Annotated in this window: 19 protein-coding genes; 9 read left to right on the forward strand and 10 right to left on the reverse strand. The window is 48.5% G+C overall.

All coding sequences use genetic code 11. The features are described from left to right. The first annotated feature begins 42 nt into the window (after window positions 1-42). From QYB97_RS06875 to QYB97_RS06900, 6 genes are read left to right on the forward strand one after another with little or no spacing between them, the layout of a single operon-like run. Window positions 43-1,629: an ABC transporter substrate-binding protein gene (locus QYB97_RS06875; protein WP_301165235.1), complete on the forward strand. Its 1,587-nt coding sequence runs from the start codon at window positions 43-45 to the stop codon at window positions 1,627-1,629. 21 nt (window positions 1,630-1,650) lie between these two features. Then, on the forward strand, window positions 1,651-2,655 hold the full coding sequence (locus tag QYB97_RS06880) for an ABC transporter permease (RefSeq protein WP_301165236.1): 1,005 nt from the start codon (window positions 1,651-1,653) through the stop codon (window positions 2,653-2,655). Window positions 2,656-2,664: 9 nt separating this feature from the next. Continuing rightward, on the forward strand, window positions 2,665-3,546 hold the full coding sequence (locus tag QYB97_RS06885) for an ABC transporter permease (RefSeq protein WP_301165237.1): 882 nt from the start codon (window positions 2,665-2,667) through the stop codon (window positions 3,544-3,546). 10 nt (window positions 3,547-3,556) lie between these two features. Next, window positions 3,557-4,522 (forward strand): ABC transporter ATP-binding protein, encoded by a 966-nt coding sequence (locus QYB97_RS06890; RefSeq protein WP_301165238.1) that lies wholly within the window; start codon window positions 3,557-3,559, stop codon window positions 4,520-4,522. Beyond that, window positions 4,519-5,457 carry an oligopeptide/dipeptide ABC transporter ATP-binding protein gene (locus QYB97_RS06895; RefSeq protein WP_301165239.1) on the forward strand — a complete coding sequence of 313 codons (939 nt, stop codon included), beginning with the start codon at window positions 4,519-4,521 and terminating at the stop codon, window positions 5,455-5,457. Before QYB97_RS06890 ends, QYB97_RS06895 begins: the two co-directional genes overlap by 4 nt. 14 nt (window positions 5,458-5,471) lie before the next feature. Beyond that, a complete protein-coding gene (locus tag QYB97_RS06900; protein ID WP_301165240.1) occupies window positions 5,472-6,011 on the forward strand; it encodes a helix-turn-helix domain-containing protein in 540 nt (179 codons plus the stop codon). A gap of 307 nt (window positions 6,012-6,318) precedes the next feature. On the opposite strand, the gene QYB97_RS06905 is transcribed toward QYB97_RS06900, so the two are convergent. The 6 genes from QYB97_RS06905 to QYB97_RS06930 form a co-directional block, all read right to left on the reverse strand. Beyond that, window positions 6,319-6,843: a DinB family protein gene (locus QYB97_RS06905; RefSeq protein WP_301165241.1), complete on the reverse strand. Its 525-nt coding sequence runs from the start codon at window positions 6,841-6,843 to the stop codon at window positions 6,319-6,321. Window positions 6,844-6,887: 44 nt separating this feature from the next. After that, window positions 6,888-8,117: a Bcr/CflA family multidrug efflux MFS transporter gene (locus tag QYB97_RS06910; protein WP_301165242.1), complete on the reverse strand. Its 1,230-nt coding sequence runs from the start codon at window positions 8,115-8,117 to the stop codon at window positions 6,888-6,890. A gap of 179 nt (window positions 8,118-8,296) precedes the next feature. Further along, window positions 8,297-9,688: an amino acid permease gene (locus tag QYB97_RS06915; RefSeq protein ID WP_301165243.1), complete on the reverse strand. Its 1,392-nt coding sequence runs from the start codon at window positions 9,686-9,688 to the stop codon at window positions 8,297-8,299. A 47-nt stretch (window positions 9,689-9,735) separates the two neighbouring features. Next, on the reverse strand, window positions 9,736-11,112 hold the full coding sequence (locus tag QYB97_RS06920; RefSeq protein WP_301165244.1) for an NAD-dependent succinate-semialdehyde dehydrogenase: 1,377 nt from the start codon (window positions 11,110-11,112) through the stop codon (window positions 9,736-9,738). A 21-nt stretch (window positions 11,113-11,133) separates the two neighbouring features. Next, window positions 11,134-12,474: an aminotransferase family protein gene (locus QYB97_RS06925; protein ID WP_301165245.1), complete on the reverse strand. Its 1,341-nt coding sequence runs from the start codon at window positions 12,472-12,474 to the stop codon at window positions 11,134-11,136. Window positions 12,475-12,626: 152 nt separating this feature from the next. Next, window positions 12,627-14,024: a sigma-54 interaction domain-containing protein gene (locus QYB97_RS06930; protein WP_301165246.1), complete on the reverse strand. Its 1,398-nt coding sequence runs from the start codon at window positions 14,022-14,024 to the stop codon at window positions 12,627-12,629. 320 nt (window positions 14,025-14,344) lie between these two features. Here QYB97_RS06930 and QYB97_RS06935 point away from each other — a divergent pair, with 320 nt between their 5' ends. The 3 genes from QYB97_RS06935 (at window position 14,345) to QYB97_RS06945 (ending at window position 19,425) form a co-directional block, all read left to right on the forward strand. After that, window positions 14,345-15,046, forward strand: coding sequence for a Cof-type HAD-IIB family hydrolase (locus QYB97_RS06935; RefSeq protein ID WP_425589776.1), 702 nt, complete (start codon window positions 14,345-14,347; stop codon window positions 15,044-15,046). 472 nt (window positions 15,047-15,518) lie between these two features. Then, window positions 15,519-18,566 (forward strand): efflux RND transporter permease subunit, encoded by a 3,048-nt coding sequence (locus QYB97_RS06940; protein WP_301165248.1) that lies wholly within the window; start codon window positions 15,519-15,521, stop codon window positions 18,564-18,566. 130 nt (window positions 18,567-18,696) lie between these two features. Beyond that, the gene (locus QYB97_RS06945; protein WP_301165249.1) at window positions 18,697-19,425 is read left to right on the forward strand and encodes a Bax inhibitor-1/YccA family protein; all 729 of its coding nucleotides are present in this window, start codon (window positions 18,697-18,699) and stop codon (window positions 19,423-19,425) included. A 39-nt stretch (window positions 19,426-19,464) separates the two neighbouring features. Here the strand turns inward: QYB97_RS06945 and QYB97_RS06950 are convergent, their stop codons facing one another. From QYB97_RS06950 to QYB97_RS06965, 4 genes are all read right to left on the reverse strand, one after another. Further along, entirely contained in the window at window positions 19,465-20,829 is a 1,365-nt protein-coding gene (locus tag QYB97_RS06950; RefSeq protein ID WP_301165250.1) for a glycoside hydrolase family protein, read from the reverse strand. Between the two features lie 108 nt (window positions 20,830-20,937). After that, window positions 20,938-21,126, reverse strand: coding sequence for a hypothetical protein (locus QYB97_RS06955; RefSeq protein WP_301165251.1), 189 nt, complete (start codon window positions 21,124-21,126; stop codon window positions 20,938-20,940). A gap of 98 nt (window positions 21,127-21,224) precedes the next feature. Continuing rightward, window positions 21,225-22,109, reverse strand: a complete 885-nt coding sequence (locus QYB97_RS06960; protein WP_301165252.1) for a hydroxymethylglutaryl-CoA lyase — start codon at window positions 22,107-22,109, stop codon at window positions 21,225-21,227. A gap of 12 nt (window positions 22,110-22,121) precedes the next feature. Continuing rightward, a complete protein-coding gene (locus tag QYB97_RS06965; protein ID WP_301165253.1) occupies window positions 22,122-22,772 on the reverse strand; it encodes a GntR family transcriptional regulator in 651 nt (216 codons plus the stop codon). Between the last annotated feature and the right edge of the window lie 66 nt (window positions 22,773-22,838).

Raw genomic sequence — 22,838 nt, forward strand, 5'->3', positions numbered from 1 at the left:
GCAAGAATCAATCAAAAAAAATAAAGATTATGGAGGAAAACAATGAAAAAGAAAATGAGTGTACTGCTGATTGCCGTGATGATCGTTGCGCTGCTATCGGCCTGTGTAAAGAATTCAAACGCCAAACCGTCCGGGGGCTCAGATTCCAACTCAGAAGGTGCAAGCGGCAAGGATGTTTTAACGATTGCGACAACCGCAGAACAGGGGACGATCGATCCGGCCGTAACGATGGACAATTCCGCATGGAAACTTACATATCCGGCCTACGAACGCCTTGTGGAGTATGACGGGGGAAGCACAAAGGTCAAACCGGGGCTCGCCAAGGAATGGAAAGTCAGCAAGGACGGAAAAACGTGGACCTTCACCCTGAACGAAGGACATAAATTTGCCGATGGCACAGCCGTTGATGCAGGTGCTGTCAAAGAGAGCTTTGAGCGCCTCAAAAAAATCGGCAAAGGACCTTCAGAAGTTTTCAGTGTGATTTCGAACATTAAAGCGGAGAATCCAACGACAGTCACATTCACCCTCAAAGAAAATTTCCCTCCGTTTATTTCGACACTTGCAGCCAACTATGGCAGCGTCGTCAATCCAAAGGTAATGGACCATGAACAGAACGGCGACATGGGACAAAATTATCTGGCCACCGCCACGATGGGAAGCGGACCTTACAAACTCGCTAAATGGAAAAAGGGAGAGTACGTAAGGCTGGATCAAAACAAATATGCCTCCAAGAAGCCTTCCTTCAAAAAGGTCTATTTTAAAATTGTAGCCGATCCTTCCGCACAGCGCCTTCAGCTGGAAAAAGGCGAAATCGATATCGCTGAAGGAATTCCGGTCGATCAGGTCAATTCCGTGAAAAAGATTAAGAGTGCGAAGCTGCTTCAGGAACCAAGTCTGCTTGTTGAATATGTTTATGTAAATTCATCAAAAGGCAATCAAGCATTGAAAAACAAAAAAGTCCGTCAGGCGCTTAGTTATGCGGTGGATTACGACAAGCTGATTGATGCGGTGCAGCAGGGATACGGCACCCAGATGCGCGGTCCGATTCCTAAAGGGCTTTGGGGTCATGACGACCAGGCCAAGCAGTATACGTACGACAAGGATAAAGCAAAAGCATTGCTGAAAGAAGCGGGAGTCTCGAATCTCAGCCTCGACCTTTTGTATTCGGACAACAAAACATGGTGGGAAACAGAAGCACTGACCATCCAGTCCAATTTGAAGGATATTGGCATTAAAGTGAACCTGAAAAAAGTAGCGTATGCGACCTCAAGGGAAATGATGGATAAAGGCGAGTTTGATCTGGCGCTTGGCATGTGGAGCCCTGACTTTGGTGATCCGTATGCCTTTATGAACTACTGGTATGATTCGGAAAATTTCGGGCTTGCCGGAAACCGTGCGTTTTATAAAAATGACGCAGTCGACCAAAAGCTCAGGAAAGCAGCAACCTTAAACGATGCCAAACAGCGCGAGAAGCTCTACCAGGAGTCACAGGACACCGTTATCGATGATGCTCCTTACATTCTTTTGTACCAAAAGGATTTCCTGATGCCCATCAGTAAAGATGTAAAAGGATTTGTATACAACCCGATGCTTGAGAGTATGTACAACCTTGCAGATATGTCCAAATAACCAAAAAGCGGAGTGTTGACCATGAAGAAAATAATTATCAACCGGCTGGGTCTCCTGATCTTTGTGGTGTTTGGTGTTACCCTCATCTCCTTTTTGCTGTCGCACGTCATTCCGGGTGATCCTGCCCGGATGATGGTGGGGCAGCGGGCGAATGAGGAAACGCTTCAGCAGGTACGGCAGCAGCTCGGGCTCGACCAGCCTCTTTTGATTCAGTATGAAACCTACATGAAAGGAATTATAAGCGGAGATCTCGGCACATCGATCCGTACACAAAAACCGGTCATCGATGACCTGGAAGCTTTTTTCCCTGCCACCATGGAACTGGCCATCATTGCCTTTATCTTTGCTTTGGTGATCGGCATCCCCCTTGGCGTTTTGGCCGCAGTGAAAAAGAACAGCTTTTGGGATCATGCGAGCCGGATTTTCTCTATCGGCGGAGTCTCAACGCCCGTCTTTTGGAGCGGGCTTGTGATCATCCTCATTTTTTACGGCTATTTAAACTGGTTTCCTGCGAACGGGAGGCTGGATATGAATATTCATCCTCCCACACACATTACCGGCCTGTATATTCTGGACAGCCTGCTCAGCGGGGACATGGTGGCGTTAAAGAGCAGCCTTCATCACATTCTGCTGCCCGCTATCGTCCTGTCGTATGCCCAGCTGGCCGTCATTACCCGGCAGGTACGTGCGAGCATGCTGGAAATCATGGAACAGGAATACATCCGGACAGCGATCGCCAACGGCATACACGGGCCGTTTCTCTTTTTCCGGTACGCGCTGCGGAATGCGCTGATCCCGACTATTACGGTTGTCGGCATTTCGTTTGGATCCCTTTTGGGAGGAGCGGTCGTGACGGAAACCATTTTTGGCTGGCCGGGAATGGGCAAGTACGTCGTCGACTCGATTGCCTATCTTGATTTTCCGGCGATGATGGGCTTTACGCTGCTGATTGCGGTCGGCTATGTGATTATTAATCTGATTGTGGATCTCACCTATTATGTTCTTGATCCGCAAATCAAGGGATAGGAGGCCGGTATGGAAACACCACTGCAAACGGAAACGAGCCAGCCGAAGCCGATTACCTCGGTCCGGCCGTTCTGGTACAAGCTGAAACAAAATCAAATGACCTGGGTGGGGCTGGGCATACTGGGCGTAATCGTTCTGTGCTCGCTGATCGCTCCCATCCTCACACCCTATAACCCCACACAGGTGGATATCTCATCAAAATTCCTGGCTCCTTCTCTTCATCATTGGTTTGGAACCGATGAAGTCGGCCGTGATATTTTAACCAGAATTTTATACGGCGCACGAATATCCCTCGGTGTCGGCATTACGGTCATTATTATGGCAAGTGTAATAGGAATACTGATTGGAACGATATCGGGTTACTTTGGAGGAGTGATTGATGTGACCATCATGCGGATCATGGACATGGTTATGGCCTTTCCAACGCTGATTTTGGCCATGGCACTGGCGGCCGCTTTGGGTCCAAGTTTGCAAAACGCCATGCTCGCCATCGCGATTGTGAAAATTCCGGTCTATGTCCGGCTGGCCCGCGGGGAATCGCTTGTTCTCCGAGAAAAATTGTTTGTGAAGTCCGCCCAGTCGTTCGGAATCAATCCATGGAGGATCATCGGCAAACACATTGTGCCAAACTCGGTTTCTCCCGTTATTATTCAGGCCACGCTTGATGTTGGCGATGCCATTCTCATGATCGCGACTCTCGGATTCCTGGGTCTTGGAGCACAGCCGCCAACACCGGAGTGGGGGGCCATGATTAGCATCGGCTGGAAGTACCTGCTGGATTATTGGTGGTACCCGACATTCCCGGGCTTGCTTCTTTTTCTGTCTGCAGGCTCGCTCAATCTGATTGGTGACGGTATCCGGGATATTCTGGATCCGAAAGCCGGACGCTAGGAGGGACAGCATGGTACTGGAAATGAAAGATTTATGCGTGGATTTTACCGGCATGAGAGGAAAGGTCAGGGCACTGCGCAATGTCAGCCTGTCCATTGAAAAGGGAGAGGTGCTTGGCGTTGTTGGTGAATCCGGATCAGGAAAATCGGTCACCGCATTATCCATCCTCGGGCTGCTTGGGTCCAACGCCACCATTTCAAACGGCGAAATTTCGTATTTGGGGCAAAATCTGTTAAGGCTCGGTCCAAAGGAAATGCAAAGTCTGCGGGGCAAGAAAATCGGCATGGTGTTTCAGGAGCCTATGACGGCTCTGCATCCTACCATGAAGGTTGGCAGCCAGCTGGCTGAAGTTATTAAACGGCACAGGGGTTTATCAAAGAAACAAGCTCATAAGCTCGCAGTTGAGGCATTAAAAGAGGTGCATATCCATGATCCCGAACTGGTTGCGAAAAAGTATCCGTTCGAACTGAGCGGGGGGATGCGGCAGCGGATTGTGATCGCCCTGGCGATGTCGGCTCCGCCTGACCTTTTGATTGCGGATGAGCCGACAACCGCGCTTGACGTGACGATCCAAAAAGAAATTTTACAATTGATAAAAGAGCTGAATGATAAGCGGGGCACATCGGTGCTATTGATCACACATGATCTGGGTGTGGTCTCGAGTGTGTGTGACCGGGTGATGGTTATGTATGCCGGCGAAGTGGTGGAAGAAGGGAAAACAGAAGAGGTGCTGAATGCTCCTTCACATCCTTATACGGAGGCATTGCTTCATGCGCTGCCCGATCTTGCGGATCCCGAAGAGCCGCTAAAGGCCATTCCGGGCGAAGTTCCTGATTTGCAAAACCGCCCTGCGGGCTGTGCCTTTGCTTCGAGATGTCCAAAAGCCATGGACATTTGCGGCGTTTCGGTGCCGGCGCTGGAACCTGTATCAAAAAACCGTTCAGCCGCCTGCTGGTTAAGGAGGGATACATATTGAGTACACTCATCGATTTTCATTCTGTAGATAAATCATTTTATAAAGGAAAAGAGTCGGTGAAGGCGGTCATTGGTGCCAACCTTACAGTGAAAAAAGGCAGCGTCGTCGGGCTTGTCGGGGAATCGGGATCCGGCAAAAGTACACTCGGGAAGATGCTGATTGGTCTGGAAATGCCGTCTGAGGGAAGCATTCAGTATGCGGGTGCGCCGCTTTGGAAAAATAAAAAATTCATCCGTCCCCGCCCCGGTGAAATTCAGAGCGTTTTTCAGGACCCGCAATCCTCTCTTGATCCGCGGATGCGTGTCAAAGAAATCATTCTCGAACCACTTTTTGCACTGGGCACGAGAGAGAGGAAGGAAAAAGGCAGCCGGGAACGTCTCACTTCGCTGATGAAGCGCGTCGGTCTGAAGGCGGAGCACCTTGACCGGTATCCTCATGAATTCAGCGGCGGACAGAGACAGCGGATTGCCATCGCCCGGGCGCTTATTACCGATCCATCCTTTATCGTTCTCGATGAACCGACCTCCGCACTCGATGTTTCTGTGCAGGCACAGGTGCTCAACCTGCTGAAGGAATTGAAAAACGAGCGCAACTTAACGTATTTGTTCATTTCCCATAACATGTCGGTCATACGGTATATGTGTGATGTGATCGCAGTCATGTACAAGGGACGTATTGTGGAATCCGGTCCGGCACGAAAGCTGTTTGAATCCCCGCGCCATCCGTACACGAAGATTCTCTTATCTTCACTGCCGAGTATTTTTGAAAAGAAGGGGCCGGCGCTGAGCTTTGCTCCACCAGCTGAAGTGGATTCGGGGGAGGAGGCATGCGGATTTTTTGAACGCTGTCCCTTCCGGATGGAAGCTTGCCTGAAAGCTCCCGCGTTCGAATCAATCACCGAAGAGCATGGGGTTGCCTGTCATCTTGAAGGATAGGAGGAGGTAGCACAGTGATTCAGGGGGAGCGGCTTCGGGAACTGCGAAAGCAGAGGAACTTTACACTTCAGGCTTTAGCGGCACAAACGGGTTTAAGCCCAAGCCTGCTGTCTCAAATCGAGCGTGGACTGGTTGACCCGACGGTAAGCACGTTTTGGAAAATATGCACAAGCCTGAACGTTCCTCTGACCTACCTTTTTGAAGGAGTGGATGAGGACCGGGTGGTCGTGAGGAAGAATCAGCGCCGCAAGATTCAGCTGTCGGACGAAAAGGTGAAGTACCATGAACTGACGTCCAACCGCAGCGGGAAACTGGATTTCCTCATGGTTGAAATCCAGGCCGGCGAGATGAAGGAAGCCGAACTGGTCGCTCATTCAGGTGAAGAGTGCGGCATTGTCCTCCAGGGTGAGCTGATCGTTATCCTGAGAGATCAGGAAATCCACCTTCAGGAAGGCGACAGCATCCACTTTTCCAGTACAACGCCCCACCGGTATGTAAATCCAGGGAGTGAAGCATCATTATCCATCTGGGCGATGACCACCAGCTTAATTTAGGGAGAAAATGATCGATTATAAGGAAAAAAGCCTCTGCAAAGAGGCTTTTTTCCTTGGTGGATGTAGTTTTGGTGCTTTTCGAGGGCAGATTGGGCTGTCGGTGGGGACAATTTGGCGCTGAAATACGGAATACAAGCCAGTTTTCCACTTTTACGCGCCGAAATCAACTATTTAACGTCCAAAGTAACCTATTTACCCGCCATAATCGAACATTTACCCGCCAAAACCCGATTATGTCAACTAGCGACCCGGAACACAGCCAGCAAACGCGACCCACAAATCCCGGCCCACATAACAACCACCAAAGCTACTTCCTCAAAACCCCCAAATATTCAACCCACGGCCCGACATCGGTGCGATAACGCTCCGCCATAATCCGGGCGATCTGGGTAATGTGAGTCAAATCATGCACCGCCCAGGTGGAGATCAATTCTCTGGCTTTCACGGTGCCGAACGCGGGATGGGTGCCCGTCTGTTCCAACGACATCTCATCATCTACTAAAGCTCTGAGCCTGGCGATATTTTCACTTCGAAGCGTGAGAAATTCCGCCAGTTTTTGCTCGATTGTGCTTTCCTTTTGTTTATTTAAATGAGCGTAGCGGTCAAATGGAGGAAACGGCTTGCCCTCTCCTTCTTGAATGATCCATTCCAGCCGGGGAATCCAGTTGGTTTTCTCTCCCTCAATGAGGTGGTCGACGACTTCAACCGCATTCCATGTTCCTTCTCCTTCATGGCAGTGAAGCCAGCCTGGAGACAATCCGGATAAAAAATGTTCCAGTGTCCGGGGTGTAGTCTCCAGCACTTCAATCGCTTCGTTCAGGTTAAAATTCATTTCATCACCCTTCCTTCCTAACAAAGAAATTCAATGGCGATGAGTTAAATTCCTCTGCTCTTTGGAACCTGTATCCGCTGTGCAGCTTTTCTTTTTCTGACCAGTCCGAAATAGGAAAGAGAGGCAAGGAAGCTTGCAAAGAAGATTACCGCTCCCATCGGAACTGCTGAATTTTCACCGGCAACCCCGACAAGCGGTGCGGCCAGGGAACCGAGAATAAACGGCAGCAAACCGAGCAGCGCTGATGCGCTTCCGGCAATATGCCCCTGTGCGTCCATCGCGAGCGAAAAAGATGTGGTGGCGATGATGCCAAGGGAGCATACAAAAAAGAAAATCGGAATAACGACGGCTGCCAATGGAGCTTTGATCAGCACCGAAACGAGAAGCACCAAACTGGCCAGATTGGAGACGAGCAAGCCGATTCTTAAAAAGGTGCGCTCCGGGATTGTATCTGTCAGGCGGCCGACAAGCTGGCTTCCGAGCATTAAGGCAAATCCATTCATTCCGAATAAAATACTAAAAACCTGTGGAGATACACCGTATATATTTTGATAAACGAACGGGGTGCCCGATACATAGGCAAAGATTCCCGCCATAATAAATCCTTGTGTAAAGGCATAGCCGAGAAACTGCCGGTTTTTCAATAAAGAACCGAAATTCCGAACGACCTGAAGGGGGTCGCCCGGTGAGCGTTTTTCAATTGGCAGGGTTTCCTCCAGTTTGGTAGAAACAATCAGAAACAAAATCAGGCCGAGACAGGCCAAAACAATAAACACGCCCGTCCAGTCGGTAAATGCCAGAATACCGCCGCCGGTTACGGGAGCAAGGATGGGGCCAAGGTTGTTCACCAGCATCAGCAATGCGAAAAACTTGGTGAGCTCCCTGCCGCTGTACAAGTCGCGAACGACTGCCCGGGAGACAACCAGTCCGCCTGCTGCGGAAAAGCCCTGAATAAACCGGCTGGTGATGAAGAAGTAAATATTCGGTGCAAAGGCACAGGTAAGGGATGCCAACAAATATAAAATCAGAAAGATAAGCAGCGGTTTGCGCCTGCCCAGGACGTCACTCATGGGGCCGATGATTAATTGGCCTACGCCAAGGCCGAGAAGACAGGTGGTTAAGCTGATTTGCACCAATGAGGCGGTCGTGTCGAATTCCTTTGCAATGGTAGGAAAAGAGGGTAGATATGTATCAATAGTGAACGGGCCTAAAAGGGCAAGAGATCCTAACAGAAGTGCAAGCTGCAGTCGTTTTCTTTTTGTTATTTCAGTCAATGTTATCGCCTTTCTTCTCTGTTTAGTTTTATATAAACCGTGTTCTATAATACCGAACAAGCGGGAGACTTTTATTAATTATAGAGGATAGATTACCAGATTTAAACTTTTATAAACTATATTTCAAATATTACAAAAAAAGAAAAACCCGCCCAAGGATTTGGACGGGTTTGCGGTGGTTATTCTGCAAAGGTAGATTGATCTTCATATGACGCTCTTGCGGCAGCATTCCTCTTTTTCAAAAGGAAGAACGATACAATCACCACGGCTGTAACGAGCAACGTGAGAAGCAGCTGCGAACGCATGGAGTCGATGAAAGCCATCGAAACCAAAATCACAGAAATGCTGGCAATAACAAAATACGATAAAGCAGGGAAGAGCCACATTTTCAGCTCCAGAGTTTCACCGGCCGCTTCGGCACGGCGCCGGATGACGATGTGTGAAATGGCGATGGCCAGATACACAATCAACGCAATGGCACCGGAGGCGTTAATCAAAAACTGAAACAGCTTGTCTGGTGAAACGAAGTTGAAAATGGCTGCGATAAAGGCAACCACTGTTCCTGCCCAAACCGCGCGGACGGGAACGCCTTGTTTGCTTAATTTCAGAAACGCCTTTGGTGCGTCTCCACGGCGGGAAAGCGAGTAGATCATACGTGAATTGGTATAAAGCGCCGAGTTCAAACAGGACAGAACCGATATTAAGACAACGATGTTCATGATCAATCCTGCGCCCGGAATATCCACCATTTTTAGCATGGTGACATACGGGCTCTCTAGTGCTGTCGTTGAGTTCCACGGCAGCAGGGTAACGAGAATGGCTACTGAACCAATATAGAAAATGAGAATCCGCCACACAACGCTTTTGATGGCAACCCGGATTGTTTTTTTCGGATCCTCCGATTCACCTGCAGCGATCGCGGCAATTTCGGCTCCAAAATAAGCAAAGATGACAGTGGCCACACCAAGGAAAATGGAACCCATGCCATTTGGCGAGAATCCTCCGCGGCCGATCAAGTTTTCTGTGCCCGGTGATTTTATGCCCGGGAAGAGGTGAAAAATGATAGCCAGTCCAAGACCCATAAAGATGGTGATGGCTACAATTTTAATTAACGCAAACCAATATTCAAATTCTCCGAACGATTTAACAGAGAAGATGTTCGTTAATGTGAGCAGAACGGTCAGGACCAGGCTCCACGTCCAGATGGGAATGGAAGGGATCCACCCGTGGACGATCGCTCCGCCGGCTACAGCCTCGATGGCGATTACAATGACCCAGAAGAACCAGTAGAGCCATCCGATGGTATATCCCGCCCAGGGCCCGATGGCTTCCCGGGCATAGGTGGCAAATGACCCGCTGTCAGGATTGCGTGATGCCATTTCCCCAAGCATTCTCATCAGAAATACGACGAGCAGGCCGGCAAAAGCATACGAAAGAACAGCACTTGGTCCTGTTGATTGGATCACAGAACCGGCTCCCACGAACAGCCCGGCGCCGATAATGCCGCCCAGAGAAATCATCGTAATGTGCCTTGTTTTCAGTTGTTTCTGAAGTCCTTCTTTATTTTCCATTGTTATTCGCCTCCTTGACTTTTTTGTGCGGGATAGATGTTCAGCGATTACAAGCCGATGGAAACGTATTTTACTTCCAGATACTCTTCAATTCCAAAGTGGCCGCCTTCACGTCCCAATCCGCTCTGCTTCGTTCCGCCAAATGGTGCCTGGGCAACGGACGGCAGCGCGTCGTTCAGGCCGACAATGCCATAATCCAGTTCTTCGGAAAGGGTAAGCGCCTGTGTCAGATTTTCCGTGTAAAGATAAGCAGCAAGACCATAGGGGGTATTGTTTGCCCGTTCAATGACTTCTTCTGCTGTTTTAAATGTGGTGATCGGGGCAAGCGGCCCGAAGGTTTCCTCGTTCATGCACAGCATGTCATCCGTGGCATTGGCAATAACCGTCGGCTCCATGAACAGGGAATCTCCCTTGGCGGATCCTCCGCATGCCAGCTTTCCGCCCTTATCGAGCGCATCCTGCACATGACGCTGGACTTTGCTGATGGCATTTTCATCTATCAATGGCCCGATGTCGGTTCCTTCTTCCATTCCGTCGCCTACTTTTAAGGCGGAAACGGCCTGGGTAAAGGCTTCTGTAAAAGCTTCAGCAATGGATTCGTGTACGTAGGCGCGGTTCGTGCAGACACATGTCTGGCCGGCATTGCGGTATTTGGACGCAAGCAGTCCCTGCACGGCTTTTTCAATGTTGGCATCACCCATCACAATAAAAGGAGCATGGCCGCCAAGCTCAAGCGAAATCTTTTTTACGGTATCGGCTGCTTTTCGCATGAGCAGCTTGCCGACTTCAGTCGATCCGGTAAACGATATTTTCCGTACGCGGGTATCCTCCATCCAGGCATCGGAAATGGACGCGGCGTCACCGGTTACCACCTGCAGTACGCCTTCTGGAATGCCTGCTTCAACTGCAAGTTCCGCCAGACGGATGGCCGTCAGCGGTGTTTGTTCAGCAGGCTTGACGACCGCTGTGCAGCCCGCTGCAAGGGCAGGTGCCACCTTTCTGGTGATCATCGCGGCCGGGAAATTCCATGGCGTAATGGCTGCAATTACACCAACGGGCTGCTTTTGAACGAGCAGCCGTTTGTTAGTGTGGGAAGCGGGAATGGTTTGACCGTAGATCCGCTTTCCTTCTTCTGCGTACCAGGAGATAAAGCTGTTGGCGTAGGTTACCTCGCCAATCGCTTCCTTCAATGGTTTGCCTTGTTCCCGGGTCATCAGTTCACCCAGCTCCTGAGTGTTTTCCTTGATGAGCTGGTGCCATTTCATAAGCAGGGCGCCCCGGTCTTCAGCTGTACGCTTGGACCAGGCTTTAAAGGCATGGTGAGCGGCATCGGCTGCCGCTCGTGCTTCTTCAAATCCTCCATTTGGTACGGTGGCTACGACACTGTTGTTTGCCGGATTCGTTACTTCAATGACAGATTGCATGTGTATCACTCCTCAGTGCGGTTAGTTGGATGTTGAAACGGCAGTACGCTCAACGGCTTCAATGGATTCATTTAAAATTTCGATCAGCTCGTTAATCTCCTGCTGATTAATAATCAATGGCGGTGCGAAGACAAGAGTATCCTGATTATCGAACACAACGGAACGCATGATCAGTCCGCGTTTTGCCGCTTCTGCGAGCACCTTTGGCGCAAGCGGTTCAGGGAATCGTTCGTTTGTATCTTTATTTTTGACGAGCTCAACCGCACCAATCAGGCCGAGAGCCCTCACATCTCCGACGATAGACCGTTGGGATTGGATGTTCTTAAAGCCTTTCAGAAGCTCTTCACCCATAACCCGGGCATTATCAATAAGGTTTTCGCGCTCGAGGATTTCGAGATTTTTAAGCGCCACGGCACATGCCATCGGATGTCCGCTGTACGTGTAGCCGTGAAGCAGCGTTCCTTCAGACAGCTCGATAAAATCGTTGTGCATCGTTTCCGAAATCATCACACCGCCAAGCTGGGCATAACCGCTTGTGATTCCCTTGGCAAAACACATCATGTCAGGCGCGACGTCATAGTGGTCCATTCCGAAATATTTGCCGGTACGGCCGAACGCCGTGATGACTTCATCGGTAATAAAAAGGATGCCGAATTCATCGCAAATGCTCCGGATTTCTTTAAAGTAGCCTTCGGGTGCGATGTGCACTCCGCCTGCTCCCTGGACAGGTTCTGCAATATAAGCGGCGACGGTTTCAGGGCCTTCCTCCTGAATTTTGTCCCGCAGCGCCTGCGGCGAAAAATGGTCGACATAGTAAAAATCGGGTGCCAGTGAGTTGGTAAAATCACGGAATGGTTTGAGGCCGGTAGCGCTTGTCGCTCCCATTGCCACCCCGTGGTAGGACTGTGAACGAGAAATGATTTTTTTGCGCTTTGGCTGCCCTTTCAAAATCCAGTAATGGCGGGCAAGTTTATAGGCGGTGTCATTAGATTCCGATCCGCCGGAAGTGAAAAACGTGGCGGTAAGGTTCCCTGGTGCAATTTCTGCCAGCTTAGCTGCGAGCTTAATCGCCGGTTCGTTTGAGAAGGTGGCGAAACAGGAACTGTAGCCCAGTGTTTTCATCTGTTCGTATGCCACCTGCGCAATCTCTTCCCGCCCGTGGCCGATATTAACGTTCCATAGAGAGGAGAGACCATCAATCGCACTTCTGCCCTTGAGGTCATAAAGGCGTACGCCTTCTCCCTTGGTTAAAATAAATTCAGGACCGTTTGCCTGCTGCTGCTTGATTGCGGTCGTCGGATGCAAGAAATGCTTTTTATCGAGTTCTGCCAATTGTTCATAGGATTTTTGATTTTCCATCATAACCACCCTTTGCTGAATAATTATAGTTTTCTGACTTAATAGCGCTTACATAATTACTATTGCAAGTTCTGTGCCAAACGGTATGACGGGAATATTAATATGTTTTAATTCATAAGTGAATTAAAACGAAGAAAATTCAATTCACTTATGAATTAACGATTCATTATTGAATTAATGCCGTATTTTTTTAGCCGCCTGAACACAGTCGGCTGGCTTAATCCCAGATATTCGGCCATTTCATAGGTGGACTTGCACTTTCGGCTCGCCCGCAGCAGCCAGCTCTTTTCCAAGGATTCTAACGCTTCCTGAAGAGATGAGGCTGGCGCTTCAAATTCAGGAACATGCTTCGGTTCTCTTTTTTGAGTAAAAGGAAGATGTTCCGGCATGATAATTTTATGTTCGAGAGTCACGACAAGACGTTCCATCAGGTTTTCGAGCTCGCGCACATTACCGGGCCAGTCATGCTGCCAAAAGGCTTTCAGTGCCGATGGATGGATGGTTTTTTCACTTCCATACTTTACGTTGAATACCCTTAGGAAAGTTTCGGTCAGCTGATGGATGTCTTCTTTTCTTTCCCTGAGAGGAGGGATGCTGATTGGAACAACATTTAGCCGATAGTAAAGATCATCCCGAAACGTCCCGGCCTTTACCATTTCCTCGAGGTTTCGGTTGGTGGCAGCCACGAGCCGGAAATTTACGGTGCGGGTTTTCGTGCTACCCATTCGTGTGATTTTCTTTTCCTGAAGCACTTTCAGAAGCTTAACCTGGATGGAAAGGGGAAGCTCGCCCACTTCATCCAAAAAGAGGGTTCCCTGATCTGCCAGTTCAATCAATCCTACTTTGCCTTTCGAACTGGCCCCGGTAAATGCTCCCGGCTCATAGCCAAACATTTCCGATTCAAAAAGGCTTTGCGGAATGGCCCCGCAGTTCACTTCAATCATCGGTTTTCCCCCGCGGTCGCTTCCGTTGTGAAGGGCTTTGGCGAAGACCGTTTTTCCGACTCCAGACTCACCCTGCAGCACAACCGTTGCTTCACTTCGCGCCACCTTATTGACGAGTTCCCAAACCGTCTGCATCGGTCGGCTATTGATGATAACGTCCGACGGAACAGTTCCACGCACGCGAAGCTGCTCAATTTCCGATTCATAGCGCATCATTTTCTGCTGAAGCTGTTCATATTGTTCTTTCAGCTCTTCCATTTCCGTCATGTCATGAGAAAAGCTGATGACACGTATGATTTCGTTATCTTCATTAAAAAGGGGAATACCCCGTGTCATGATGACTTTTCCGGTTCCCGTTTTTTGCATAAACGTGATGGGTGTTTTCTGCTGAAGCACACTGAGCGTAACCGAAGGACTGAAAATCTTCTTCCGCTCAAGCTCCTTGACGGAAGCGCCAACAAGCTCCTCGGAAGAAATTCCATACATCTCCTTGCTGTTTTTCACTGCCCGCAAAATGACGCCTTCGCTGTCGGTCACGATAATATTCTCGCCGGAATCATTGATGATTCCCTCAATTTCCATTTCGAGCAGTCTTTGTTGTTCATCCATGGCTGCAACTCCCGTTTATTGAGACATTATTCTGATTATTGAATAGGATAACACAGCTTCTTGCTAAAAGGAGTAGGTGGAGAGTGGTTTCCAGTAAGTTACAACCCGTGTGGACGTGATATGCAACCACCACAAGTAAGGGTCAAATACTGCAGTTTGCCATAGAAAATCATTTTTTTTAGAGACTCATCATAGAGTGTAAGACGGCTGGCAAAAGAAAAAGAGGACAAACTATGCTAATCTGAAGGTAGAGTATATTGAAGAAAGGAATGTTTTGAGTGGGAGTGGAACAAAAAGAGATTAAACTGATTGCCCTGGATATGGACGGAACACTGCTGAATGATGAGCTTGAAATTTCACCAAGAAACCGTGCAGCGATCAGGGAAGCACAGGATAAGGGCATTCATGTGGTGCTCAGCACTGGGCGGTCACTTCTGACATGCCGTGACTATGCCAAATCGCTTGAGCTGAAATCGTATCTGATTACGGTAAACGGCAGTGAAATTTATGATGGGGAAGGAAATCTGCTCGAGCGGAATTTGCTTCATAATGATGAAATTGCAAAGCTGATCGAGATGACGAAAACGCATTCGGCCAAGTTTTGGGCGGTTTCCACCGATAAGGTGTGGCGCGAGAACTTTCCGGAAAATGCGGCGGAGATGGAATGGCTGAAATTCGGGTTCAATATTGCCGATGATGAAGTCCGCAAGCTGGTGCTGGAAGAGCTGGCACTCAATAAAGAGCTTGAGATCAGCAACTCCAGCCTGACCAACATCGAGATCAACGCGGTCGGCGTGACAAAAGCAAAGGCGCTCAACCGTGTCTGCAAAGAACTCGGCTTCACGATGGACAACGTAATGGCGATGGGCGACAGCCTGAATGATATCCTCATGATCACAGAGGCGGGAATTGGCGTAGCCATGGGCAATGCGCAGGATACGGTTAAAGAAGCAGCTGACTGGGTTACAGGAACCAATGTGGAAGACGGCGTGGCGCAGGCCATCCGAAAATGGGCGCTGTAAAATAGAAGGAAAGGAACCATCGGGAGTGAATCCGGGTGGTTTTTTTTACGGGTAAGACAGAGGGCGATTCGACAAACCTGCCCGGAAATCTTGCAAAGTTTCCCGGGAAATGCTGAAACTTGCCTGGAAATCTCGTAATGTCACCGTCCCCGCAAAAACTTCCCAACCACCACTTCACGCCAAAAATAAGCCCCAAGGCGTAGCCTGAAATACAGCCGGAGGACATTTCTTAAGAAGCTTACAGAACTTATGATAGAGATATGGAAATTTTAAAAAGTATTTACAGATTATGGTTTATAATTTCCGGGATTGTAAGTATACTTGGTTGTGGGGCTTTAGGCACGGGGCAAAATGAGCTAAATAAACAGCACGCCTTTGCCACACATACATAGGAGGGGGAGTTGGAAAACAAGAAGTTGCTTTTCAACGAGATGATGCACACGGTGAATTTATGATAGGGAGAGGGAAGTGTATGCAGTCTATTACTAATTGGGCTTTTCGCAATAAAGCCCCTGTTACCTTGTTTGTGATCATTGCGCTTATTATTGGAACAGTAAGCTATTTCCGTTTGCCGATGGAGTTTCTTCCTGAAGCAGATAACCCGCAGGTGAGCGTGGTTACGATCGGGCAGGGATATGACGCCGGATCGATGACAGAAAAAGTGACCGAGCCGGTGGAGCAAGCAGTATCGGGTGTAAAAGGAAAGTCATCCGTTCTGTCAACAACGGGTGATGGTTACTCGCAGATTACAATTAATTTTGATTCGAAAACCGAGATGAAGGAAGCGAAGCGGGAAGTTCAGGATGCGGTCAGCTCGCTGAAATTCCCTGAAACCGTCGGGAAACCACAGGTATCACAGCTGAATACGTCGATGATTCCTGTCGGTCAGGTCTCCTTTACATTTGCAGACGGCCTGAACAAAGAGAATATGGAAAAAGCAAAAAAGCAGCTGCTTCCGCTTTTTGACAGCAAGAAAAGCATTTCACAGGCCAGCATTTTTGGAGAGAACACTTCCCGGGTGGAAGTAAAGCTGGATCCAAAGCAACTGAATGAAAAAAACATTCCAGTCAATAGCGTGATGAGTGTCCTGCAAGGGCAGAATGCCTCTGTAACAGCGGGCGGTGCCACTATTGACGGCAAAAAAAGCACGATAAATGTGACAGATAATCTAACTTCTGTCGGTGCCTTGGAAAAATTGATTATTCCGGTTCAGGCTGCAGACCCAAAAGCACCGCCTGTCCGGTTGAAGGATGTAGCAACCGTTAAACAGGATAAAATGGAAGATACTGTACTCCGGATTAACGGAAAAGAAAGCCTGGCGATCACGGTATTTAAGGAAAACAGCGCCAGTGCCGTAACCGCTGGAAATGATGTCAGGGATACGGTGAGCAAAATCAATAAGGAATATCCTGGTGTAAAGGCAAAAACCATTTTTACAACAGGCGATATGGTGGAAAACTCGGTCAACAGCATGATGAAGGAAGTGCTGCTCGGGGCATTGTTTGCGACAATCGTTATTCTGGTGTTCCTGAGACGGGTTAAGCCGACACTGGTAACGATCGTATCGATTCCGCTATCGCTTGCGATAACACTGCTTCTTCTCTGGCTGTCGGGTGTTACATTAAACATCCTGACGCTTGGCGGTGTGGCAGTAGCTGTTGGCCGCCTGGTGGATGACAGTATCGTTGTGGTCGAAAATATATTCAGGCGGAGCGAGGGCAAAGCGTTTACGAAAGAAAATGTGCTGGGAGCAACAGGAGAAGTTACGCGTGCGATCACGTCTTCCACGTTGATCACTGTTGCTGTGTTCCTGCCGATGGGCCTTGTCAGCGGCTCACTGAGGGCGTTTTTACTGCCGTTCGGTCTGACCGTCACCTATTCCTTGCTCGCTTCCCTTTTAGTAGCGTTGACGGTCGTTCCACTGATGAGCCAGGGAATGCTGAAAAACATGAAGCTTCCGGCTCACGGAGAACCGAAGCGGTATGTGAACCTGCTGAAATGGTCGTTGAATCATAAATATGTACCGATCATTGTAGCCGTTGGAGTGCTGGTCGGGGCAGTCGGCATGTATGTTTCTCTGCCGAAGGGCGAGGTAAATGCCGAGGATGCCAGCATGGTTGCTGTAAATATGGAATTTCCATCCAATACCCCGACGAATGAAATCAAGGATCGAATGAAAGCTTTTGAAAGCAAGCTTGCCGGCATGAAAGGCTACCAATATTTGCTGACGCAATACGGAGTCAGTGAAGATGAAGCCAAATACGGCAGTGTCAGCTCATTGGATGTCGTGAAATATACGGCCATCATGAAGGAAGATGCAAATGCGGATGACTTCATCAAAGAAGTGAACAAAGCGAAAAAAGAGGAAAGCGGAGTAACCATTACTGCGTCACCGGGAAGTATGTTTGGCTCGGGCTCCGGAACCTCTGAAATAACGTATGACATACAAGGCAATGACAAAAATGAACTGAACACCACATCCAAAGAGCTCATGAATGAAATCAAGGATGTGAAAGGAGTCAAAAAGGTTTCAAGCAATCAGGATAAAACCGCTCCTGTTTATACGGTTAAAGTCGATACCGAAAAAATGAACACCGAGCAGGCTGCCCATCAGATCGCTTCCCTGATTCAGCCAATGCCTATTGGAACGATCACGCTTGATGATAAAACCACACCGGTTCTGCTGGATGCAGGAATTAATCCGTCGAAGGCTTCAGATCTTGAAGATCTTTCCGTTCAGACGGCACAAGGCATTCAGCCACTGTCGAAAGTGGCGGACATCAAGATGGAAAACAAGCCGAGCACAGAGCTTCATAAGGATGGAAAGCCATACATCCGGATTTCTGCGGAAGTAAAGCCTGAGAACCTTTCTGCGGTGGCAGCTGCCATCGACAAGAAAGTAAACAAAGTGGATCTTCCGAAAGGCATGAACCTGGAAAAAGGCGGGGCGGCAGAACAGCAATCCAGTGACTTTGCAGACCTTGGAATGACCATGCTGGCCTCCATTCTGATCGTTTACCTGATCATGGTGATTACATTTAAAACGTTCCGGGCACCGCTTGCGATCCTGATGACACTTCCGCTTGCCTCCATTGGCGCAGTCCTTGGTCTCCTGATCTCGGGTGTACCGGCAGATCCAACCGCTCTGATCGGCGGCCTCATGCTGATCGGTATTGTTATCACGAATGCCATTGTGCTGATTGACCGCGTGAAGCAGAATGAGGAAAAGATGATCATCCGCGACGCCATCATCGAAGCGTGCGGAACGCGTCTCCGACCAGTGATGATGACCGCCGTTGCCACAATTTTTGCGATGCTTCCGCTCCTTTTCTCACAACCAGAAGATGGCAGCCTCGTATCCAAATCACTCGCTGTCGTCGTGATTGGCGGACTGACGGGCGCAACCGTCCTCACACTTGTCATTGTTCCGGTTTTCTATGAACTGCTTCATTTCAGAAAATCGAAGCGACAGCGTGCGGAAGCAGCTCAGGATACGGTTCGATTAAGTAAAAACGCATAAAAAGATGGCTGCCTCTAAAGTAATATACTTCTGAGGCAGCCGTTTGTATGTTCATCACCACACAAAGCTATAACATGAAATTGGAACCCCTGCATAAGTTTTAGTATGATGGACAAAAAGGAGGGAATCCATGAGAAGCGCAAATCCAAGTTTAAAAGATTCAACCTTTTCGAACCTGAAAAATCAGGGGCTGAACCATCCAATGACACTGCAGGGAACGGTAAACAAAACGTTCATCCTTCTCGTGCTCATTTGTGCCACAGCCTTTTATACATGGAATCAGTATTATGATGGCAAAGAGATCCAGGGGCTGCTTCTTTTAGGGGTGATCGGTTCACTGGCCGTTTCTCTTTTTACAATATTTGTACCAAGAGCGGCTCCCTTTTCAGCCCCGCTTTACGCATTGCTTGAAGGATTTGCCCTCGGCGGCATCAGTGCCATGTACGAAGACAAATATTCAGGAATTGCCACCCAGGCGGTCGTGCTCACGTTCAGCGTGCTTTTTGCACTGTTAATCGTCTACAAGCTGGGATGGATCAAGGTGACTAAAAACTTCAGGATGGGCGTCCTTTCTGCCACGCTCGGTATTCTCATTGTCTACCTAGTAGATCTGATGCTCCGCTTCTTTGGTCTTCAGGTTCCATACCTTCACGAAACCGGCTGGCTTGGCATTCTGATCAGCCTTGTGATCGTCGGTGTAGCGGCCCTCAATCTTGTGCTGGATTTTGATTTTATCGAACGCGGTGTGAACCGGAGAGCGCCCAAATACATGGAGTGGTACGCTGGGTTTGGTTTAATGATTACCCTCGTCTGGCTCTATGTGGAGATTCTCCGGCTGCTGTCTAAAATACGAAGATAGAGAAAACCAGTACCTTTTTTGGGCACTGGCTTCTTGCTTTTATACCGGTGAATCCTCATTAGCATTTAAGGCGTAGCCAATTCTTAAGGGATTGTTATCGTTGCCTTGTTGTCCTGAAAACCAAAGCTTGGAGCAGACAGGATCTCCGTGGCCGTTAAATCTTTCTGGATTGACTAGCACCCAAGGATTATATGTTCTCCAATTTCTCCATGCAACATTGTCTCTAAAGGATAAAACCGGATTGCCCGCATATTTTGTCCAATGGATGCCATCTGTTGAAGAAGCACATCCAATGCCTTCCTGTGATCTGTCATGGCCGCCGCTATACCACATTTTGAAATTGTTTGGTCCGAGCTGGACGACTACCATTCCAACTGAAGCATAACGAAGATCCCAATCTGCATCAGTAGCGCCACGAGGGAGGATGATCTGAGGGCCGGTTATAGGATTAAAACCATAGGAACTCCATGTGATTCCATCTGTTGAAACTGCCAGTGCAATCTGTTCAAACGCGGTACTCAATGGCGGAGATGGCGTTGCTCGAATACTATAATACATAACATAGCGATTGTTGAAAGGATTTGCCACATCGAGAACTGGGGGATTTTCTGGATAATACAAGATATCGGCAGGTCCAAAACTCCCATTGGCCGCACTTCCTGTAAGGAATAATGGATTTTCTGAGTCTTGCTTAATGGGCTGGTCCTTGTACGGACTAATGTTTGATTCATCGAGCCAAGTGATGCCATCGTTCGATACAGCCGTCCGGATCAGACAGACTTGATTATTAGGCAGCGCTGGACAACTGGAATATTCTCTAAAATTACTGTTCCAATACCAAATTCTGTATTGATAACCTATTCCAAAACCATTTGGATCATATAAAATCCGTGAATGACGGGCTGTGGAAATCAAACCGCGTACAGTGTCATTAGACGGAACCCAATTTTTTCCATCAGGAGATGTAGCTAAAGCAATGGAAGGTGAGGATCCTGTATCATACCACATTTTATAAAAAGCCGATGGGTCTGTCCCGTTGAAGGCGGATGCATCATAACGGACGGTTTCGTAGTAAGCTGAGTTGGCAGGAGGAATATAGATAGGATCGTTTGGATCCTCCACCCATAAGCATGATAAAGCGCCACAGGTAAAGGGAGTTGGACCAGGCTGAGGTGGTTGTTCACCGAGTTGAACAAAGCTTACATCCTGGCATCTGAATCGTTGTATGCCTCCGCCATTAAGTACTCCTATAGTTACAACGTCATTTTTAGCATTATAGGAAATAAAGGCGCCGTAAGAAGAAGCGGAGGAGTCCCTAAAAAAAATGGTAATCAGTTCCCCGGGTTTGAGGCTTCTTATAAACCTGCAAATACAGGAATTGCTTCTATTTAAGTGATTAGCCAATAGTTGCTCTCCTTTCAAATAATTTGTCCGTTGCGGATAATCCAGTATATGCAATGCCGGCCGGACGGCTTGGACAAATAACATGAACGGAAAGAAGTTTGCTTATTTTTACTTATAAATATTCGCCGCAATCACTAGAATCACGGCAACAATAATAAACCCAAAACCCATGCCGGTCGCCTTGGCCCGGTAATAGAGAATACCGGCATAGATCAATATGGCCGCTGCCCCGATGGCGAACAGCGGAAGATGGGGGAGGACATACCGGTCAAAGGAGTTAAAACCTGCTAAACTCAAAAAAACCGCCTCTTTTCTGTGTATTGGTTCATTTAGCATACAATAATTCATGAAAAAAGGGTAACTGCAGCCGCTGCAGTTACCCTTCCTTATTGAAATCAAGCGGTGCCCGCCTTCATGAGCATTCCGGCTAACGGCCGTTCCATCACATTTTCCATCCACTGGGCCGCTTCAATCAGTTGCTGCAGGTCGGTTCGGGTTTCGATCCCCATTTCATGAAACATATTCACCATATCCTCCGTACATACATTGCCGACGGCTTTTGGAGCAAAAGGGCAGCCCCCGAGACCGGCAATGGAAGAATCAAACCGTTTTACACCTGACTGGTATCCCGCGAGAATGTTCGCCAATCCGAGGCCACGGGTGTTATGGAAGTGAAGCCCGAGTGAAAGGTCATGCCCGAACGCTTCATAAAACCGGGAAACCACCTCTCTGACCTGGGCCGGGTTGGCCATTCCGGTCGTGTCAGCCAGCGTGATCTCGGTGCATCCTGCTTTTAAAAATTTCTCTGCAATACCAAGAACATTTTTTAACGGCACTTCGCCTTCAAACGGGCATCCGAAAGCGGTCCCGAGCACACCTGACACCACTTTGCCGGCAGACCGTCCTTCCTTAATGACAGGAACAAGTTCTGCCACCGCTTGTTCCACTGTCCGCCTTGCGTTTTTCAGATTAAAACTGTCACTGGAAGTCGTAACAACATGCAGCGCATCAATGTCGGTTTTAAGAGCACGTTTAAGACCGGATTCGCTTAGCACAAGACCGCCATAGCGGACATCCTCCCGTTTGGGAAGTCGTGAAACAATTTCTTCGGCATCGGCCATTTGCGGCACAACTTTGGGGTTTACAAAAGAAACACACTCGATATTGCGGAGGCCTGCGGAAATTAAACGTTCGATTAAATCCAGTTTGGTTTCGGCAGACAGCAGCTTGCTTTCATTTTGGAGACCGTCACGCGGTCCAACTTCACATAGTTCAATCATGGTCCTGCCTCCTTATGAGGGGGATGTTATTTTTTCGAAATTCGTTAGTACATGATCCCGTCCCTGATAAATGTGTTCATGCATCGCAATCCGTGCCCGCTCAGGCTCCTGGTTGGTGATGGCTTCGAGTATCGTTTTGTGGACTTCCAGGGATTGAAGAATCTGAAATTGGTTGTACCAATAGAATGACCGGAAAACGAGCGGTACGACTACAACCTTGGAAATGTGGAAGTAGAGGTGGTCATTTCTCGCCGCTGCCACAATCGCCTCATGAAACTCCTGGTTGACCTCTGTAATCTCCCCTATGCGGTCAATATCGGATTCGACATAGGTTTGGATGACTTTTTCATACCGGTTATTAGCGTCCTGCATTCTCTCCAGATCTTCTGCTGTTCTATGGATGGCCGCCTGGCCTGCCGCATAGCTTTCGAGAATCGTCCGCAAATCATAGATTTGGCGGATGTCCTCTCTGGTAAAGTTTCGTACTCCCACCCCGCGTTTTAAAGGAATAACAAGTCCTTCCGCTTCGAGTTGTTTAATCGCTTCCCGGATGGGGGTGCGGCTTAAGCTGAGTGTTTTGGCGAGTGTTTCTTCCGCCAGTCTGGCACCCGGCTCGAATTTTCCTTGAATGATGGAATCCTTTATAAACTTGTATGCATCCATAACAACACCTCATCCTGATTGTATACAATAGAAAAATAGTTATCAATATTTTCTGAAAAAACAGGA

This window comes from Fictibacillus fluitans (genome assembly GCF_030418125.1).
GTDB lineage: Bacteria > Bacillota > Bacilli > Bacillales > Fictibacillaceae > Fictibacillus_C > Fictibacillus_C fluitans.

What these genes read in the sequence shown, in the direction of transcription:
- QYB97_RS06875 (WP_301165235.1), top strand. Translation starts at nt 43, where the DNA reads ATGAAAAAGAAAATGAGTGTACTGCTGATTGCCGTGATGATCGTTGCG.
- QYB97_RS06880 (WP_301165236.1), top strand. Translation starts at nt 1,651, where the DNA reads ATGAAGAAAATAATTATCAACCGGCTGGGTCTCCTGATCTTTGTGGTG.
- QYB97_RS06885 (WP_301165237.1), top strand. Translation starts at nt 2,665, where the DNA reads ATGGAAACACCACTGCAAACGGAAACGAGCCAGCCGAAGCCGATTACC.
- QYB97_RS06890 (WP_301165238.1), top strand. Translation starts at nt 3,557, where the DNA reads ATGGTACTGGAAATGAAAGATTTATGCGTGGATTTTACCGGCATGAGA.
- QYB97_RS06905 (WP_301165241.1), bottom strand. Translation starts at nt 6,843, where the DNA reads ATGAATTTTAACCTGAACGAAGCGATTGAAGTGCTGGAGACTACACCC.
- QYB97_RS06915 (WP_301165243.1), bottom strand. Translation starts at nt 9,688, where the DNA reads ATGGAAAATAAAGAAGGACTTCAGAAACAACTGAAAACAAGGCACATT.
- QYB97_RS06920 (WP_301165244.1), bottom strand. Translation starts at nt 11,112, where the DNA reads ATGCAATCTGTCATTGAAGTAACGAATCCGGCAAACAACAGTGTCGTA.
- QYB97_RS06925 (WP_301165245.1), bottom strand. Translation starts at nt 12,474, where the DNA reads ATGATGGAAAATCAAAAATCCTATGAACAATTGGCAGAACTCGATAAA.
- QYB97_RS06930 (WP_301165246.1), bottom strand. Translation starts at nt 14,024, where the DNA reads ATGGATGAACAACAAAGACTGCTCGAAATGGAAATTGAGGGAATCATC.
- QYB97_RS06935 (WP_425589776.1), top strand. Translation starts at nt 14,345, where the DNA reads ATGGACGGAACACTGCTGAATGATGAGCTTGAAATTTCACCAAGAAAC.
- QYB97_RS06940 (WP_301165248.1), top strand. Translation starts at nt 15,519, where the DNA reads ATGCAGTCTATTACTAATTGGGCTTTTCGCAATAAAGCCCCTGTTACC.
- QYB97_RS06945 (WP_301165249.1), top strand. Translation starts at nt 18,697, where the DNA reads ATGAGAAGCGCAAATCCAAGTTTAAAAGATTCAACCTTTTCGAACCTG.
- QYB97_RS06960 (WP_301165252.1), bottom strand. Translation starts at nt 22,109, where the DNA reads ATGATTGAACTATGTGAAGTTGGACCGCGTGACGGTCTCCAAAATGAA.
- QYB97_RS06965 (WP_301165253.1), bottom strand. Translation starts at nt 22,772, where the DNA reads ATGGATGCATACAAGTTTATAAAGGATTCCATCATTCAAGGAAAATTC.